The organism is Pseudomonas fluorescens (assembly GCF_902497895.1).
Lineage (GTDB): Bacteria > Pseudomonadota > Gammaproteobacteria > Pseudomonadales > Pseudomonadaceae > Aquipseudomonas > Aquipseudomonas fluorescens_BP.
The window spans coordinates 15,899-31,824 of record NZ_CABVHQ010000020.1; the positions used below are offsets into that span (position 1 = coordinate 15,899).

Sequence of the window (15,926 nt, forward strand, 5' to 3'; positions counted from 1 at the left end):
CCCCCTTGAGGGTGCCGAGCGCCGATTAGTCGGCGAACAGCATCGACCGGGTTTCACCCATCAACAGCCCTCGATTCTGCTCGGTCACGCTGCGGATGTAATCCCACAACAGGGTAATCCGCTTGAGCTTGCGCAGGTCCTCGCGGCAGTACATCCAGAATTGTCGGGTGATGTTGATCTCTTGCGGCAGTACCGGCAGCAGGCGCGGGTCCTGGGCGGCGAGAAAACACGGCAGGATCGCCAGCGAGCGGCCCTGTAGCGCGGCGACATACTGGGCGATCACGCTGGTGCTGCGCAGGGTGGCGCTGGCGCCGGGCAATACGTTGGCCAGGTAAAGCAGCTCCGAGCTGAACGCCAGATCGTCGACATAGCTGATGAACTGATGCTTGCCCAGATCGGCCGGGCGACGAATGGGTGGGTGTTTGTCGAGGTAATCCTGGGTCGCGTATAGCTGCAAGCGGTAGTCGCAGAGTTTGCAGCACACGTACGGGCCGTGTTCCGGGCGTTCGAGGGCGATGACGATATCCGCCTCGCGCTTGGACAGGCTGATGAAGTGCGGCAGCGGCAGAATGTCCACCGAGATCGCCGGGTAGGTGTCGACGAAGTGGCTCAGCTGCGGGGTGATGAAGAAGCTGCCAAAACCCTCGGTGCAGCCCATGCGCACATGCCCCGAAAGCGCTACCCCGGAGCCCGAGACCTGCTCGCAGGCCATGTGCAGCGTGCTTTCGATCGACTCGGCATAGCCCAGCAGACGCTGGCCCTCGGCAGTCAGCACAAAGCCGTTGGTCCGCGATTTTTCGAACAGCAAGGTGCCCAGCGCACCTTCCAGTGAACTGATGCGCCGCGACACGGTGGTGTAGTCCACCGCCAGGCGCTTGGCGGCCGTGCTGGCCTTGCGTGTACGGGCGACCTCGAGGAAGAACTTCAGGTCGTCCCAATTCAAAGAGCTTAAAGACGTGATGTTTTTTTGCATGTTGGACCGGCTTTTATGTGCGTTCTTATTAGAAGTTTGCACATCTATACTCCAAAAACAGTCCGATCACCAATTCAGGACGCACTCACCATTTCAAGGCGACAACACGCCTTGGCTGCCTGCATCACCACTCTCTTCAATAACAAGAAGCCAGGAGACCATCATGAACGCATCTCTCACGCCAGACGAAACCACCCTGCAACGGGTCAAGCTGCTGATCGACGGCGAATGGGTCGAGTCGCAGACCACCGAGTGGCACGACATCGTCAACCCGGCCACCCAGCAAGTGCTGGCCAAAGTCCCGTTCGCTACCGCCGCTGAAGTCGACGCCGCCATCAGCGCTGCCCATCGCGCTTTCCAGACCTGGAAGTTGACGCCGCTCGGCGCGCGGATGCGCATCATGCTCAAGCTCCAGGCGTTGATTCGCGAACACTCCAAACGTATTGCCATGGTCCTCAGCGCCGAGCAGGGCAAGACCATTGCCGACGCTGAAGGCGATATTTTCCGTGGCCTGGAAGTGGTCGAGCACGCCTGCTCCATCGGCAGCCTGCAGATGGGCGAGTTCGCCGAGAACGTCGCCGGTGGCGTCGATACCTACACCCTGCGTCAGCCGATCGGCGTCTGCGCCGGGATCACCCCGTTCAACTTCCCGGCAATGATTCCGCTGTGGATGTTCCCGATGGCCATCGCCTGCGGCAACACCTTCGTGCTCAAGCCTTCCGAGCAGGACCCGATGTCGACCATGCTGCTGGTTGAACTGGCGCTCGAAGCCGGCGTTCCGCCGGGCGTACTCAACGTGGTGCACGGCGGCAAGGACGTGGTGGATGCGCTGTGCACCCACAAGGACATCAAAGCTGTGTCGTTTGTCGGTTCGACCGCGGTCGGTACCCATGTCTACGACTTGGCCGGTAAACACGGCAAGCGCGTGCAATCGATGATGGGCGCAAAAAACCACGCGGTGGTGCTGCCTGATGCCAATCGTGTACAAGCTCTTAACGCCTTGGTTGGTGCCGGTTTCGGCGCTGCCGGTCAACGCTGCATGGCCACTTCGGTGGTAGTGCTAGTGGGCGCGGCCAAGCAATGGCTGCCGGACCTCAAGGCACTGGCGCAGAAACTCACCGTCAATGCCGGCAGCGAGCCGGGCACCGATGTCGGTCCGGTGATTTCGAAAAAGGCCAAGGCCCGTGTGCTGTCGCTGATCGAAGCGGGCATCAAGGAAGGCGCGAAGCTGGAACTCGACGGCCGCGATGTCAAGGTTCCAGGGTTCGAACAAGGCAACTTCATTGGCCCGACCCTGTTCTCCGGCGTGACCCCCGAGATGCAGATCTACACCCAGGAAATATTCGGCCCGGTACTGGTGGTAATGGAAGTCGATACCCTTGATCAGGCCATCACTCTGGTCAACAGCAACCCGTTTGGCAACGGCACCGGCCTGTTCACCCAGAGCGGCGCAGCAGCGCGTAAATTCCAGACTGAAATCGACGTCGGCCAGGTCGGGATCAACATCCCGATTCCAGTGCCGGTGCCATTCTTCAGCTTCACCGGTTCCCGTGGTTCCAAGCTCGGCGACCTCGGCCCGTACGGCAAACAAGTGGTGCAGTTCTACACTCAGACCAAGACTGTCACCAGTCGCTGGTTCGACGATGACAGCGTAAACGACGGTGTTAACACCACCATCAACCTGCGCTGATCGAGGAGAAGAACATGAAGATTGCATTTATCGGTCTGGGCAACATGGGCGCGCCGATGGCGCGCAACCTGATCAAGGCCGGCCACGAGCTGAACCTGTTCGACCTGAACCAGACCGTGCTCGCCGAACTGGCCCAGCTGGGTGGCACTATCAGCGCTTCACCGCGTGAAGCGGCGAAAGGCAGCGAGCTGGTCATCACCATGTTGCCGGCCGCCGCCCATGTGCGCAGTGTCTGGCTGGGTGAAGACGGGGTGTTGGCCGGGATCGCCAAAGGTGTGCCAGCCGTGGATTGCAGCACCATCGACCCACAGACCGCCCGTGATGTGGCGGCGGCTGCGGCCAGGCAAGGCGTGGCCATGGCCGATGCCCCAGTCTCCGGCGGTACCGGTGGCGCCCAGGCAGGCACCCTGACCTTTATGGTCGGGGCAACGCCGGAGCTGTTCGCCACCCTGCAGCCAGTGCTGGCACAAATGGGCCGCAATATCGTCCTTTGCGGTGAAGTGGGCACCGGGCAAATCGCCAAGATCTGCAACAACCTACTGCTGGGGATTTCCATGGTCGGCGTCAGCGAAGCCATGGCGTTGGGCGACGCATTGGGGATAGATACCCAGGTGCTGGCCAGCATCATCAACAGCTCGACCGGGCGTTGCTGGAGTTCGGAGATGTACAACCCGTGGCCGGGTATCGTCGAAACGGCGCCCGCCTCGCGCGGTTACACCGGCGGTTTCGGTGCCGAGTTGATGCTCAAGGACCTGGGCCTGGCCACTGCAGCAGCGCGTCAGGCGCACCAGCCGGTGGTGCTCGGCGCAGTAGCCGAGCAGCTGTATCAGGCAATGAGCCAGCGTGGGGAAGGCGGCAAGGACTTCTCGGCGATCATCAATAGCTATCGCAAACCCCAATAATGGGATTATCCGAGAGCCCATGTCGGATGGGCTCTCGGGTTTTTTTGCGTTTGGTTGACCAAACATATCGCACCAGGCGAACGCTATACCTGTGGCGAGGGGGCTTGCCCCCGCTGGAGCGCGCAGCGCTCCTAAAACCAATCACCGAGTTCATTCAGACTGAATGCGGTGACCGGTTTTACGACTGCTTCGCAGCCGAACGGGGCGATGCGGCGTTCCGACAAGCCCCCTCGCCACAAGTTTGCGCCAGTCTTGGCTGGTATTAGGGCAATGCCTATACCCAACACCCGCCAGTTTGAAAATCAGGCAAACACAAAATACTTACGCACCGTCTCGACCACTTCCCAGGTGCCTGTCATCCCCGGCTCGATGACGAAAATATCACCCGCCCGCAGATGGATCGGCGCCATGCCGTCCGGGGTGATCACGCAGTAGCCTTCCTGGAAATGGCAGTATTCCCACTTCACATACTCGACCCGCCATTTGCCCGGCGTGCAGATCCAGGTGCCCATGATCTTGCTGCCGTCTTCGCTGGTGTAGGCGTTGAGGTTGACGGTGTGCGGGTCGCCTTCGAGCTTTTCCCATTTGCAGGCATCGAGCACGGGCAGAGGGTGGGTATCGCGAAGAACGGTAAGCGGTGCGGACATGATGACTCCGAGCGGTAGGGAGAACTGAAGTCGCACCCTATAGCGCCTGGCGAGGTGCCAGTTGTCTGTACTCGACACTGAGCTGTCCAGAAACGCAGCGGCCGTCATGCATCCACGCCCCCGCTCGGCGGATGAAATCAGGCTGTTGAACGGTCTGTTCTTTTCATTGAAATTTCCTCTCGGGAAATGCCTGATTCTCGGCAGTATGTGCGAAAAATCTGGGCCTTCCCGCAGGCTTTCGCAAGAATATTCACAGCTATCACTCGTATCATTCACTTCGGAACAGGCCGAGAGCTTTGCAATGAAAGAAACCATGTCGTGGTGGGATATCAGCCCGCCCTTGAGTATCGCGACACCGACCTGGCCGGGCGATACACCTTTTCAGGAGGAGCGCGTCTGGCAGTTCGGGCCCGAATGTCCGGTGAATGTCGGGCGCATCACCCTGTCGCCGCACACCGGCGCCCATGTCGATGCGCCGCTGCATTACAGCGCTGACGGTGCGGCCATTGGCGATGTGTCGCTGGATGTCTATATCGGCCCTTGCCGTGTGCTGCATTGCCTGGACAGCGGCCAGTTGGTGCACCCCAAGCAACTGGAAGGTCGTTTGCAAAACCTGCCTGAACGGGTGCTGCTGCGCACTTATCGCCAAGCGCCGTTAACCGCCTGGGATCCGGACTTCACGGCCGTCGCCAAAGAAACCGTCGACCTGTTGGCGAGCCTTGGTGTGCGCTTGATCGGTATCGATACGCCGTCGCTGGACCCGCAACAATCCAAGACCATGGATTCGCACAATGCCGTGGCCCGCCACGGCATGGCCATCCTCGAAGGCATCGTGCTCGATGAAGTTCCGGAAGGGGACTATGAATTGATCGCGCTGCCGCTGCGTTTCGCCAATCTGGACGCCAGTCCGGTCAGGGCGATTTTGCGTCCACTGAATAAACCGCCACTTGAGGAGCCTGCTCAATGAGCCAATGTCCCTATTCGCCTGCCAACCAGACAGAGGAATGGCATAACGCCGAGCTGAATTTTTCCGACTCCATGAGCTACGGCGATTACCTGGACCTGGGCCGTATTCTCAGCGCTCAGCACCCGTTGTCTCCAGATCATAACGAGATGCTGTTCATCATCCAGCATCAGACCTCGGAGCTGTGGATGAAGTTGATGCTGCACGAGCTCAAGGCCGCTCGCGAACACCTCCGGCTGGGGGAGTTGCCGCCGGCTTTCAAGATGTTGGCACGGGTCTCGCGGATTTTCGATCAGCTGGTGCATGCCTGGACGGTGCTGGCCACCATGACCCCCACCGAGTACCACGCGATACGGCCGTTTCTGGGGCAGTCCTCGGGCTTCCAGTCGTTCCAGTACCGCGAGATCGAATTTATCCTGGGTAACAAAAGCGCGACCCTGTTGCGTCCCCATGCCCATCGTCCGGAGTTGTTGCAGGAACTTGAAAAGGCAATTGCCACGCCTTCGCTGTATGACGAAGCGATTCGCTTGATGGCCAACGCAGGCCTGAGCATCGATCCGCAACGCTTCGAGCGCGACCCGAGCAGCCCTACGGCCCATGACGCCTCGGTCGAAGCGGCCTGGCGCGTGGTCTACACCGACCCTTCGCGATACTGGGACCTGTATCAATTGGCCGAAAAGCTTATCGACCTTGAAGACTCGTTCCGTCAATGGCGCTTCCGGCATGTGACCACGGTGGAGCGAATCATTGGCTTCCAACCGGGAACCGGCGGCACCGAAGGCGTTGGTTATCTGCGCAAGATGCTCGATACCGTGCTGTTCCCGGAATTGTGGCGGGTGCGTTCGACCCTCTGATCCGGATAAAAGAAAACGGCCCGGCATTCATTGAATGCCGGGCCGTTTTTATTTGTGTGACCGTCAAAGATTTTCGGTGCGGGCGAGGTAGCCAAGATCGGGGTACACCCGCGAATCCGCAGGTATACGCCAAAACCTCCGTAGCAGCTGGCGAAGCCTGCGTTCGAGCGCGCAGCGGTCGCAATTCGGTGGACGCAATCTACCTGAAGAAATACACATACCGATTTTACGACTGCTGCGCAGCCGAACGCAGCCTTCGGCAGCTGCTACGGGGTGAGAGCGGGCTGCGCATGAAATGGTCTGATCCAAAATACAAAAGCCCCGGCATTCATCGAATGCCGGGACTTTTTTTGTCGAGGGTTTAAAGGTTACTGAACCGCCGGCAAGCCCCGACTCCTGGCCACTCGCACCCGATAGAAACCATAGATGACCAACACCCAGACCGGCATGGCGAAGACCGAAGCGCGTACCCCCGGGATCATCAACAACACGCAGATGATCATCGCCATGAAGGCCAGGCACAGGTAGTTGCTGAAGGGAAACCAGAACGACTTGAAGCTCGGCACTATGCCTTGCTGGCCCATGATTTTGCGAAACTTCAGATGGGTCAGGCTGATCAGCGTCCAGTTGATCATCAGCGATGCAACCACTAGGGCGAACAGCAACTCAAGCGCATTCTGCGGGGCAACGTAGTTAACCACCACGCACAACAAGGTGACCAACGCCGATATGCCCAACGCCCGCAACGGCACACCCTGTTTGTTCAGTTTCATCAGCGCCTTGGGCGCGTCGCCCTGTTCGGCCAGGCCGTAGAGCATGCGGCTGTTGCAGTAGACGCCGCTGTTATAGACCGAGAGTGCCGCGGTGAGCACCACGAAGTTGAGGATATGTGCGGCGATATCGCTGCCGATCAGGGAGAAGATCTGCACGAACGGACTGCCGCTGTAGGCATCGCCGGAAGCGCCCAGAGTCTGCAGCAACTGATCCCACGGATACAACGACAGCAGTACGGTAAGTGCGCCGACGTAGAAGATCAGCACGCGATAAACCACCTGGTTGATCGCTTTGGGAATCACCTTCCTCGGTTCGCTGGCTTCGGCGGCGGTGATGCCGACCAGCTCCAGACCACCGAAGGAGAACATGATGAAGGCCATCGCCATCAGCAAACCGCTGCTGCCGTTGGGGAAGAAACCGCCATGGCTCCACAGGTTGCTGACCGAGGCCTGCGGGCCGCCGGTGCCGCTGAACAGCATGTAGCAGCCCAGGACAATCATGCCGATGATCGCCACGACCTTGATGAGCGCGAACCAGAACTCCATCTCGCCGAAGACTTTGACGTTCATCGTGTTGATCAGGTTGACCAGCACGAAGAACACCGCCGCACTGACCCAGGTGGGGACCTCCGGCCACCAGAACTGCACGTACTTGCCCACGGCCGTCAGTTCCGCCATGCCGACCAGTACATAGAGCACCCAGTAGTTCCAGCCGGATAGAAAGCCGGCATAACCGCTCCAATACTTGTGGGCGAAGTGACTGAAGGAGCCGGCCACCGGCTCTTCGACAATCATCTCACCCAGCTGGCGCATGATCAGAAAGGCGATGAACCCGGCAATCGCATAGCCGAGGATCATCGACGGCCCGGCTGACTTGAGTACGCCGGCGGAGCCCAGGAACAGCCCGGTGCCAATGGCTCCGCCCAATGCGATCAGCTGAATATGACGATTTTTCAACCCCCGCTTGAGCTCGCCCTGTTGCAAGATTTCATCCGCCATCTGGATCCCTTCTAGTTGTTCTGGTCAGGCTTGGTTTGGTTTGGTTGGTTGCGTGAGTTTATTCAATCCCGACGCTTTTTTTCAGTATTCAGACATTGCTCTCGGTAAATTTCTCGTAATACAGATGAACCTTGTCGAGTGCCTGGCTCTGCAACCAGCTCTTGATCGACTCGACCATGGGCGGTGGCCCGCAGACGTACATGTCGACTGCCGTGTCGCGCAATTCGCTGGCGTCGAAATGCTCGGCGATGTAGCCGCACTTTCCGCCCCAGCCGGGCGCGGGCTCACTGACCACCGTGGTGTAACGAAACCCCGGGATGCGCTCGGCATAGGCCTCGATGCGTGCGCTTTCGCACAGGTCGGCAGCATCCCGTACGCCGTAGTACAGGTGTACGGGTTGCTCGCAGCGGCGTTCGGCAATTTCATCAAGCATACCCAGCAGCGCCGACAACCCGGTGCCACCGGCCACCAGGATCAGCGGCCTGGCGATGTGACGAAGATAGAACGCACCCAGCGGCGCTTCCAGACCGATTTCGTCGCCCACCTGGCAGCGTTCACGGATGTAATTGCTCATTAACCCATCGGGCAACAGACGAATCAGGAACTGCAATTGATTGTGGGCGCCTGGCCGGTTGGCGAAGGAGTAGGAGCGCTTGCTCCCGGTCCCCGGAATCAGCAGCCGGGCGTATTGCCCCGGGAGGAAATCCAGCGGCTGACCGGCCGTGCCCAGATCCAGATGCAGGATCGCGGTGCTCGCCGAGACCTGACTGACTTCAGTGACTCTACCGCTCAGTTGTGCAGGGCCTGAGGCATTGCACAGGCTGGAGGCGAAGTCGAAATAAAACGCCGCGTCGGATTTCACCCGGGTCTGGCAAGTGAGCATTTTGCGTTGTTGCAGGTCCTGGCTGGAGAGAGCCTCCTCATCCACATAGTCCTGGCTGTAATCGCCCGATTCGCAGCGGCCCTGGCAGGTTCCACAGACGCCCTCGCGGCAATCCAGGGGAATATTGATGCCGTTGCGCAGGGCGGCGTCGAGCAGTATTTCATTGGCCTGTACGGGAAAGAACAGGGTTTTGCCGTCGGCAAAGCTGAACGCGACCTTGTGATTCATGCCCGGTCTCCATGGGTTCAGAGGTGGTAGAAATCGAGCACCGAGTTGATGGTGTCGTTGAACAGCAGCACATGCTTGCGGGTGATCAGCCAGCTGTCTGCGTGGGGCTTGAGGCGATAGGTCGCCCGGCCGTAGAACTGCTCGGAAGTGGCCAGGCGATAGAACAGCGTGTGCCAATTCAGCCGCACCTCCAGCTCACCGCCCTCGAGTTCGCCGATGCGCAGGTTATTGACCAGGTGCAGCGTGCGCGGCATCGGAGTCGCCGAGGCGGCCTTGCCGGTGCGCAGGCGGAACACCCGGTCTTCCAGGCCCGAACGGTTCGGGTAATAGATCAGCGACATCTCGCGCTTGGGATCCTGGGTGTAGACATGCTCCGAGTCCCATTGCGGCAGGTGGAACTCGCTATTTTCGTCGAACAGCTGGAGGTAGGCGTCCCAGTCCTGGGCGTCGCACAACTCGGATTTGCGATAGAAAAACTGTTCGATCCGGTACTGCAATTGCGCATTCATCTTCACACCTCACGCAGCTTCAGGGATTTCGCTTCCAGGCCATCGAGCAGAAATTTCTGCCAGTGACTGTGCTGGTTGACGTAAAGCCCCTCGTGGGTGAATTCGGTGCCGGTCATGGCCGGCATGATGCCGATCGACTCGCTGTTCGGTGTGGCGCCGGTCGCCCATTGATGGCTGCCGCGGGAAATATCGCTCCAGCGCTCCAGGCGCGCCTGGAAACCACGCTGGGCTTCACGGAATTCCACCAGGTCATCCGGGGTGCCGAGCCCGGACACGTTGAAGAAGTCTTCGAACTGCCGAATCCGGTTCTCGCGGTCGGCGTCCGACTCGCCTTTGACCCCCAGGCACTGGCTGATGATTTCGGTCTTGTTCCAGGCCACCGGGCGAATGATGCGCAGCTGCGAGCTGATCTGATCGAGGAAAAACAGGCTGGGATAAATGTTCAGGTTACGCAGGCGGTGCATCATCCATTCAGCCTTTTGCTGGCCATGTTCCTCGATCAGCCGCGGCATGATCGTCGCGTAGCCGGAGCGCACGGCCGGGTTCGGCATGTCGCTGAACAGCAGGCTATGGCCGTTATCGAAGGCGAACCAGCCGTCATCGGTATTGGCGTCGCCGGCACCGAGTTTGCTGTAGTCGAGGGTGGTGCCGCTGCGGGTGCCGTTCTCGCTGTTGACCTGCTGGCGGTGTTGCACGGTGGCCACGTAGTTATAGTGCACGGTGCTGACGTGATAGCCATCGAGGCCGTTTTCGTTCTGCAGTTTCCAGTTGCCATCGTAGGTGTAGGCCGACTTGCCGGGCAGCACTTCCAGCTCCCCAGTGGGCGACTGGGCCACCATCATGTCGAAGAACACCCTGGCATCGCCGAGGAAGTCTTCGAGGCTGTCAGTTCCGTGCACGTCGAGGCTGATGAACACAAATCCCTTGTAACTCTCGATGCGCGCCTTCTTCAGGCCGCGAGTGGCCTTGTCGAAACCTTCCGGGTATTCGCCGGGCGCCTTGACCTTGACCAGGCGGCCATCGCTTTTGTAACACCAGGCGTGGAACGGGCAGGTGAAGGTCGACTGGTTGCCCTTGCCGACGCGGGTCAAGGTAGTGCCGCGATGCTGGCAGGCATTGATCAAGGCGTTGAGCTGTCCGTTGCCGTCACGGGTAATGATCATCGGCTGGCGCCCGGCACGTAGAGTGACGAAGTCGTGATTGTTGGCCAGTTCGCTTTCATGGCAGGCGTAGATCCAGTTCTTCTCGAAGATCAGCTCCATCTCCAGATCGAACAACTGCGGCTCGGTGAAGATGTCCCGGGCAATCCGGAACACGCCGTCTGCCGGACGGAAGTCCAGGCAGCCTTCAATAAACGCTTTCCATTGCTCGACGTTTTTTGCGCCACTCATGGGGGTGTACCTTTTTTATTCAGGCCAATCGGTGTGCTCATTAGAGAGAGTGGAGCGGGCAGGGGTCTATCCGGTTAATCGGCGAAGGCAGTCCAGAAAGTTCGGCGGCATCAGGTGAGCAATTGGATGGTGCGCTGATCCGTAGCAGCTGCCGAAGGCTGCGTTCGAGCGCGCAGCGGTCGTGGCATAAGATCTGCAATCGCAGTCTTTCAGGAAAACCCTACATGCCGAATTTACGACCGCTTCGCGGCCGAACGCAGCCTTCGGCAGCTGCTACGGGGGATTTGTACCAACACAGAAACCTGTTTTACCCCGGGGTAACACCCAGGCATTGCTCTGGGCAGCGATTACCCAACCCCCTGCACCCGCCGATAAACGGCTGCCCCTGTTTGCCGCAATCAGGTACTGTTTTGCGGGGTCTCCAGCGCAGTTCAATGGCCCGCCCCAGCTTCAAACCGGCCGCGTTATCCGCTTAGTCGATGATTGCTATCCACTGGGTTGGCCCAGCCGTGTTGTGGCTTGGAACTTGCTCTTTTCAAGCCTGATGCGTGCCGTTAGAGCGCGCTAAAAAATATTGCCGTGGGTGCGCCGTGATGAGTAGCAACGCTGATCCGCAGTTTCGCGACATTCGTATCGATCACTATGACCTCGAGGGGGCGCGGAACTGGATGTCCGGCATCTGCGGGCCGCACCAACTGCAAACCTCGACCCCCGAGCGGATCCGCTTTCATCACAGCGCCAATGTGTTCAAGTCCATGGCCACGACCCTGGGCACTATCGAATACGGTACCGATGTCACCGTCGACATTGAAGACGCCGAGCACTTCAGCAGCTACAGCCTGAGCCTGCCGCTGGTGGGCGAGCAGGAGTTGAGCAAGAACGGCACGCTGTTGAAGTCCAACCGCGATCAAGGGGTGATCATTTCCCCGAACGAGAGCCAGATGCTGGCGATTTCCGGCGACTGTCGCAAAGTCCAGGTGGTGATCACCCGCGCCGCCATGAGCGAGTCCCTGGAAGGCATGCTGCAGCGACCGCTGGATGCGCCGCTGCGTTTTGAACCGGTGATGGATGCGGTCGACGGGGCGTAGGCCTCGTGGTGGCGCATGGCGCGTTATTTCATCGCCGAGCTTGCACGCAGCAGTGAGCTGTACGAACAGGTGGCCTTCACTCGGGACATCGAAAGCTCATTGATCAAAGGCTTGATCCTCGCCCAGCCGAACAACTACTCCGAAGAGCTGCGGGAGGTGTTGGGAGTAAAGTTGCCGCACTATCTGATCAGGGCCAAGCAGTACATCCACGACAACGCCCGGGAAGCGCTGCGTCTGGAGGACATCGAAGCCGCTGCCGGCGTCTCGCGCTTCAAGCTGTTCGATGCGTTCAAGAAATACTTCGCCCTGTCGCCGATGGTCTACCTGAAAAAATACCGCTTGAACGCCGTGCGCCAGGACATTCTGGAGCACGGCTCGGCACGCAATATCTCCGAGATCGCCATGGGCTGGGGCTTCACCCACCTCGGGCGGTTTTCCGCCGAGTACCGCAAGTTGTTCGACGAGTCCCCGAGCATGACCGTGCAGCGTCACGAGGCCCGGCGCATGCAGCGCTAGAGCAATTCCTCGATCAACTGCAGGCAATGATTGAGCCCCGGCGACTGGTCAGCGACCCGTCGACTGAGAATGATCGGCGAGGTGGCCGTAGCCTCGATCAACGGGGTGTAGCCGATATCGGCGCGGTGCAGCACTTGAACCGAAGCCGGCACCAGTGTTGTGCCCATGCCGGCCGCGACCAGGCCGATGGCGGTCTGCAATTCATTGGTCCACTGCGACACCTTGATACTCAGCCCGTGGGCATCGAACAGCGCGATCACATGGTCGGCGTAACTCGGCCGGGGGTTGCCCGGATACAACACGAAAGGCTCCTTGGCCAATTCGGCAAGGGTTGTCGGCCCGGCCAGCAACGGGTGACCGGCAGGCAGGACGGCAACCAGCCGATCCTCGATCAGTACCCGCTGCGAAATCGCCGGATCGTCAATGCGAATGCGGCCGAAGCCGACGTCGATCCGGCCGGCCTTGAGTGCCTGGACCTGTTGCAGGGTGGTCATTTCCGACAGACCCAATTCCAGCTCCAGGGCGTCGTTGTTGCGCAGCCGGCGAATCAGCTCCGGCAACATGCCGTACAAGGTCGAAGGGGCAAAGCCAATGCCCAGCCAGGTCTTCTCACCCAGCCCGATCCGACGGGTGTTGTCGCAGACCTTGCCCAGTTGCTCGAGCAGGACGTTGGAATGTTCATAAAAAAACCGCCCGGCTTCGGTCAATCGCAGCGGCCGGCCACGCTCCAGCAACACCACGCCCAACTCGTCTTCCAGCTGTTGAATCTGTCGGCTGAGGGGCGGCTGGGCGATATGCAGGCGCTCGGCGGCGCGGGTGAAGTTGAGGGTCTCCCCCAGAACCTGGAAATAACGCAGATGGCGAAGCTCCATGGGGACTCCTCAAAGACAACGGCTGAATGTGTTGCATACCCTTGGGGTATGGATCGAGACCAATTCTATATTGGAACCTACAAACAATGGCGATCAGAATCGGGTGAAACAAGCAAAGAACCTGACGGGTATCGACATGCACGCTAGCGCCATTGAATCGATCGAGACGATCATCGTCGATCTTCCGACCATCCGCCCGCACAAGCTGGCGATGCACACCATGCAGAACCAGACCCTGGTGATCATCCGTGTGCGGTGTGCCGACGGTATCGAAGGTATCGGTGAGTCCACCACCATTGGCGGCCTGAGCTACGGCAACGAAAGCCCCGAAAGCATCAAGACCAACATCGATCGCCACTTCGCCCCGCTGCTGATCGGTCAGGATGCCTGCAACATCAACGCGGCCATGCTGCGACTCGAGCGCAGCATCCGTGGCAACACCTTTGCAAAGTCCGGTATCGAAACCGCCCTGCTCGATGCCCAGGGCAAACGCCTTGGCCTGCCAGTCAGCGAGTTGCTCGGTGGGCGGGTCCGTGATGCGCTGCCGGTGGCCTGGACCCTGGCCAGCGGCAACACGGCAAAAGACATCGCCGAAGCCGAACAGATGCTCGACCTGCGCCGCCACCGGATCTTCAAGCTGAAGATCGGCGCTGGCGAAGTGAATCAGGACCTGGCCCATGTCATCGCCATCAAAAAGGCCCTGGGTGATCGCGCCAGCGTGCGGGTCGACGTCAACCAGGCCTGGGATGAAGCTGTCGCCTTGCGCGCCTGCCAGATCCTCGGCGACAACGGTATCGATCTGATTGAGCAGCCGATCTCGCGCAACAATCGTAGCGGGATGGCCCGGCTCAACCTGTCCAGCCCGGCGCCGATCATGGCCGACGAATCCATTGAATGTGTCGAGGACGCCTTCAACCTGGCTCGCGAAGGCGCGGCCTCGGTGTTTGCCCTGAAGATCGCCAAGAACGGCGGCCCGCGCGCGGTATTGCGTACCGCGGCGATTGCCGAAGCAGCGGGGATCGGCCTGTATGGCGGCACCATGCTCGAAGGCGGGATCGGCACGCTGGCCTCGGCCCATGCCTTCCTGACCCTGGCCAAGCTGGCCTGGGACACCGAACTGTTCGGCCCGCTGCTGCTGACCGAAGACATCCTGGCCACGCCGCTGGTGTACCGCGATTTCCACCTGCACGTGTCGAACGAGCCGGGCCTGGGCCTGAGCATCGACGAGGAGCGCCTGGCGTTCTTCCGTCGCGACAAGTCTTCCACTTCACACGCCTGAGGACATACTGCCATGTTGTTCCACGTAAAAATGACCGTGAACCTGCCGGTCGACATGAATCCAGAGCGCGCCGCGCAGCTCAAGGCCGACGAAAAAGCCCTGGCCCAGCGTCTGCAGGAGCAAGGCAAATGGCGGCACCTGTGGCGGATCGCCGGTCTCTACGCCAACTACAGCGTATTTGACGTCGACAGCGTGCAGGAACTGCATGACCTGCTGATGCAACTGCCGCTCTATCCATACATGGCCATCGAAGTGAATGCACTGTGCCGGCATCCTTCGTCGATTCGCGACGACGATCGCTGAGCCCTGTGAGCTTTGTGCTCTAGCCTAATAAATACAAGATGAGGAATGAATCATGTCAGTCAGAATTTCCCACACTGCCAGTGTCCAGAAGTTTCTTGAAGAAGTCAGCGGCAACTTCAACGAAGGCGGTAATCCTCGGACTAAAGCGCTGATCTACCGGATCCTGCGCGACTCGGTGAACATCATCGAAGACCTGGAAGTGACCCCGGAAGAGTTCTGGAAAGCGGTCAACTACCTCAACGTACTGGGGAAAAACCAGGAAGCCGGATTGTTGGCGGCAGGCCTGGGCCTCGAGCATTACCTGGACCTGCTGATGGATGCCGAGGACGAGCAGACCGGCAAGTCCGGTGGTACGCCACGAACCATCGAAGGGCCGTTGTATGTTGCTGGCGCGCCGCTGTCGAAACACCAAGCGCGACTGGATGACGGTCTCGATCCGGGCGTGGTGTTGTTCATGCAAGGCCAGGTCCGCGACACCGATGGCAAACCGCTGGTCGGCGCGATCGTCGACGTATGGCAGGCCAACACCGCCGGTAACTACTCCTACTTCGATAGCTCGCAGTCGGAGTTCAACCTGCGTCGGCGCATCGAGACTGATGATCAGGGTCGTTATCGCTTCCGCAGTATCGTGCCGTCCGGCTACGGTTGCTCGCCGACCGGGCCGACCCAGCACCTGCTGGATCAGTTGGGCCGCCACGGCCAGCGCCCGGCGCATATCCACTTCTTCATCTCGGCGCCTGGCCATCGTCACTTGACCACGCAGATCAACCTGTCGGGTGATCCGTACCTGCACGACGATTTCGCCTACGCGACCCGTGATGAGCTGATCGCCGATATCCGTTTCAGCGAGGACCAGGAAATGGCCCGCGAGCTGGGCGTCGAAGGGCGTTTCGCGCAGATCGACTTCGACTTCACCTTGCAGTCTGCCGCAGCTCCAGTGGAACAGCAGCGTATGGAGCGAGTCCGCGCCCTGGAAGACTGACCACTGGCGTAGGAGCTGCCGTAGGCTGCGATCTTTTGATCTTGCTGTTAGGCAATCTCCGGAATCGCCAAAA

General features: G+C 59.8%; 14 protein-coding genes and 1 pseudogene. 8 read left to right on the top strand and 7 right to left on the bottom strand.

Annotation, left to right across the window (positions count from 1 at the left end; translation table 11 throughout):
• Positions 1–25: 25 nt before the first annotated feature.
• A complete protein-coding gene (locus F8N21_RS12355) occupies positions 26–973 on the bottom strand; it encodes a LysR family transcriptional regulator (protein ID WP_150642412.1) in 948 nt (315 codons plus the stop codon).
• 163 nt (positions 974–1,136) lie between these two features.
• On the opposite strand from F8N21_RS12355, the gene F8N21_RS12360 reads away from it, so the two are divergent.
• Complete coding sequence (locus F8N21_RS12360) at positions 1,137–2,663, top strand: CoA-acylating methylmalonate-semialdehyde dehydrogenase (protein ID WP_150642413.1); 1,527 nt, start codon at positions 1,137–1,139, stop codon at positions 2,661–2,663.
• A gap of 14 nt (positions 2,664–2,677) precedes the next feature.
• Positions 2,678–3,565, top strand: a complete 888-nt coding sequence (mmsB, locus tag F8N21_RS12365; protein ID WP_150642414.1) for a 3-hydroxyisobutyrate dehydrogenase — start codon at positions 2,678–2,680, stop codon at positions 3,563–3,565.
• A 302-nt stretch (positions 3,566–3,867) separates the two neighbouring features.
• Here the strand turns inward: mmsB and F8N21_RS12375 are convergent, their stop codons facing one another.
• The gene (locus tag F8N21_RS12375) at positions 3,868–4,212 is read right to left on the bottom strand and encodes a cupin domain-containing protein (RefSeq protein WP_150642415.1); all 345 of its coding nucleotides are present in this window, start codon (positions 4,210–4,212) and stop codon (positions 3,868–3,870) included.
• Positions 4,213–4,513: 301 nt separating this feature from the next.
• On the opposite strand from F8N21_RS12375, the gene kynB reads away from it, so the two are divergent.
• On the top strand, positions 4,514–5,179 hold the full coding sequence (kynB, locus tag F8N21_RS12380; RefSeq protein ID WP_150642416.1) for an arylformamidase: 666 nt from the start codon (positions 4,514–4,516) through the stop codon (positions 5,177–5,179).
• Positions 5,176–6,030, top strand: coding sequence for a tryptophan 2,3-dioxygenase (gene kynA, locus F8N21_RS12385; RefSeq protein WP_150642417.1), 855 nt, complete (start codon positions 5,176–5,178; stop codon positions 6,028–6,030). Before kynB ends, kynA begins: the two co-directional genes overlap by 4 nt.
• A 368-nt stretch (positions 6,031–6,398) precedes the next feature.
• On the opposite strand, the gene F8N21_RS12390 is transcribed toward kynA, so the two are convergent.
• From F8N21_RS12390 to antA, 4 genes are all read right to left on the bottom strand, one after another.
• Positions 6,399–7,802 carry an amino acid permease gene (locus F8N21_RS12390; protein WP_150642418.1) on the bottom strand — a complete coding sequence of 468 codons (1,404 nt, stop codon included), beginning with the start codon at positions 7,800–7,802 and terminating at the stop codon, positions 6,399–6,401.
• 88 nt (positions 7,803–7,890) lie between these two features.
• Positions 7,891–8,913, bottom strand: a complete 1,023-nt coding sequence (gene antC, locus F8N21_RS12395; RefSeq protein WP_150642419.1) for an anthranilate 1,2-dioxygenase electron transfer component AntC — start codon at positions 8,911–8,913, stop codon at positions 7,891–7,893.
• Positions 8,914–8,930: 17 nt separating this feature from the next.
• Positions 8,931–9,422, bottom strand: coding sequence for an anthranilate 1,2-dioxygenase small subunit (antB, locus tag F8N21_RS12400; protein ID WP_150642420.1), 492 nt, complete (start codon positions 9,420–9,422; stop codon positions 8,931–8,933).
• 2 nt (positions 9,423–9,424) lie between these two features.
• A complete protein-coding gene (antA, locus tag F8N21_RS12405) occupies positions 9,425–10,813 on the bottom strand; it encodes an anthranilate 1,2-dioxygenase large subunit (protein WP_150642421.1) in 1,389 nt (462 codons plus the stop codon).
• 593 nt (positions 10,814–11,406) lie between these two features.
• On the opposite strand from antA, the pseudogene F8N21_RS12410 reads away from it, so the two are divergent.
• Positions 11,407–12,417 (top strand): annotated as a pseudogene (locus F8N21_RS12410) (helix-turn-helix domain-containing protein).
• Here the strand turns inward: F8N21_RS12410 and F8N21_RS12415 are convergent.
• Complete coding sequence (locus tag F8N21_RS12415) at positions 12,414–13,289, bottom strand: LysR family transcriptional regulator (protein ID WP_150642422.1); 876 nt, start codon at positions 13,287–13,289, stop codon at positions 12,414–12,416. The pseudogene F8N21_RS12410 and the gene F8N21_RS12415 overlap by 4 nt on opposite strands.
• Positions 13,290–13,425: 136 nt before the next feature.
• Here F8N21_RS12415 and F8N21_RS12420 point away from each other — a divergent pair, with 136 nt between their 5' ends.
• The 3 genes from F8N21_RS12420 to catA are packed head-to-tail and all read left to right on the top strand — an operon-like array spanning position 13,426 to position 15,853.
• Positions 13,426–14,568, top strand: a complete 1,143-nt coding sequence (locus F8N21_RS12420) for a muconate cycloisomerase family protein (protein WP_191624300.1) — start codon at positions 13,426–13,428, stop codon at positions 14,566–14,568.
• Between the two features lie 12 nt (positions 14,569–14,580).
• Positions 14,581–14,871 (top strand): muconolactone Delta-isomerase, encoded by a 291-nt coding sequence (catC, locus tag F8N21_RS12425; RefSeq protein ID WP_150642423.1) that lies wholly within the window; start codon positions 14,581–14,583, stop codon positions 14,869–14,871.
• 52 nt (positions 14,872–14,923) lie between these two features.
• Complete coding sequence (gene catA / locus F8N21_RS12430; RefSeq protein ID WP_150642424.1) at positions 14,924–15,853, top strand: catechol 1,2-dioxygenase; 930 nt, start codon at positions 14,924–14,926, stop codon at positions 15,851–15,853.
• The last annotated feature ends 73 nt before the right edge of the window (positions 15,854–15,926 follow it).

Coding starts and splice junctions, on each gene's coding strand:
- kynB (WP_150642416.1), top strand. CDS start 4,514: ATGAAAGAAACCATGTCGTGGTGGGATATCAGCCCGCCCTTGAGTATC.
- antB (WP_150642420.1), bottom strand. CDS start 9,422: ATGAATGCGCAATTGCAGTACCGGATCGAACAGTTTTTCTATCGCAAA.
- F8N21_RS12355 (WP_150642412.1), bottom strand. CDS start 973: ATGCAAAAAAACATCACGTCTTTAAGCTCTTTGAATTGGGACGACCTG.
- mmsB (WP_150642414.1), top strand. CDS start 2,678: ATGAAGATTGCATTTATCGGTCTGGGCAACATGGGCGCGCCGATGGCG.
- antA (WP_150642421.1), bottom strand. CDS start 10,813: ATGAGTGGCGCAAAAAACGTCGAGCAATGGAAAGCGTTTATTGAAGGC.
- F8N21_RS12390 (WP_150642418.1), bottom strand. CDS start 7,802: ATGGCGGATGAAATCTTGCAACAGGGCGAGCTCAAGCGGGGGTTGAAA.
- F8N21_RS12420 (WP_191624300.1), top strand. CDS start 13,426: ATGCACGCTAGCGCCATTGAATCGATCGAGACGATCATCGTCGATCTT.
- antC (WP_150642419.1), bottom strand. CDS start 8,913: ATGAATCACAAGGTCGCGTTCAGCTTTGCCGACGGCAAAACCCTGTTC.
- catA (WP_150642424.1), top strand. CDS start 14,924: ATGTCAGTCAGAATTTCCCACACTGCCAGTGTCCAGAAGTTTCTTGAA.
- catC (WP_150642423.1), top strand. CDS start 14,581: ATGTTGTTCCACGTAAAAATGACCGTGAACCTGCCGGTCGACATGAAT.
- F8N21_RS12375 (WP_150642415.1), bottom strand. CDS start 4,212: ATGTCCGCACCGCTTACCGTTCTTCGCGATACCCACCCTCTGCCCGTG.
- kynA (WP_150642417.1), top strand. CDS start 5,176: ATGAGCCAATGTCCCTATTCGCCTGCCAACCAGACAGAGGAATGGCAT.
- F8N21_RS12415 (WP_150642422.1), bottom strand. CDS start 13,289: ATGGAGCTTCGCCATCTGCGTTATTTCCAGGTTCTGGGGGAGACCCTC.
- F8N21_RS12360 (WP_150642413.1), top strand. CDS start 1,137: ATGAACGCATCTCTCACGCCAGACGAAACCACCCTGCAACGGGTCAAG.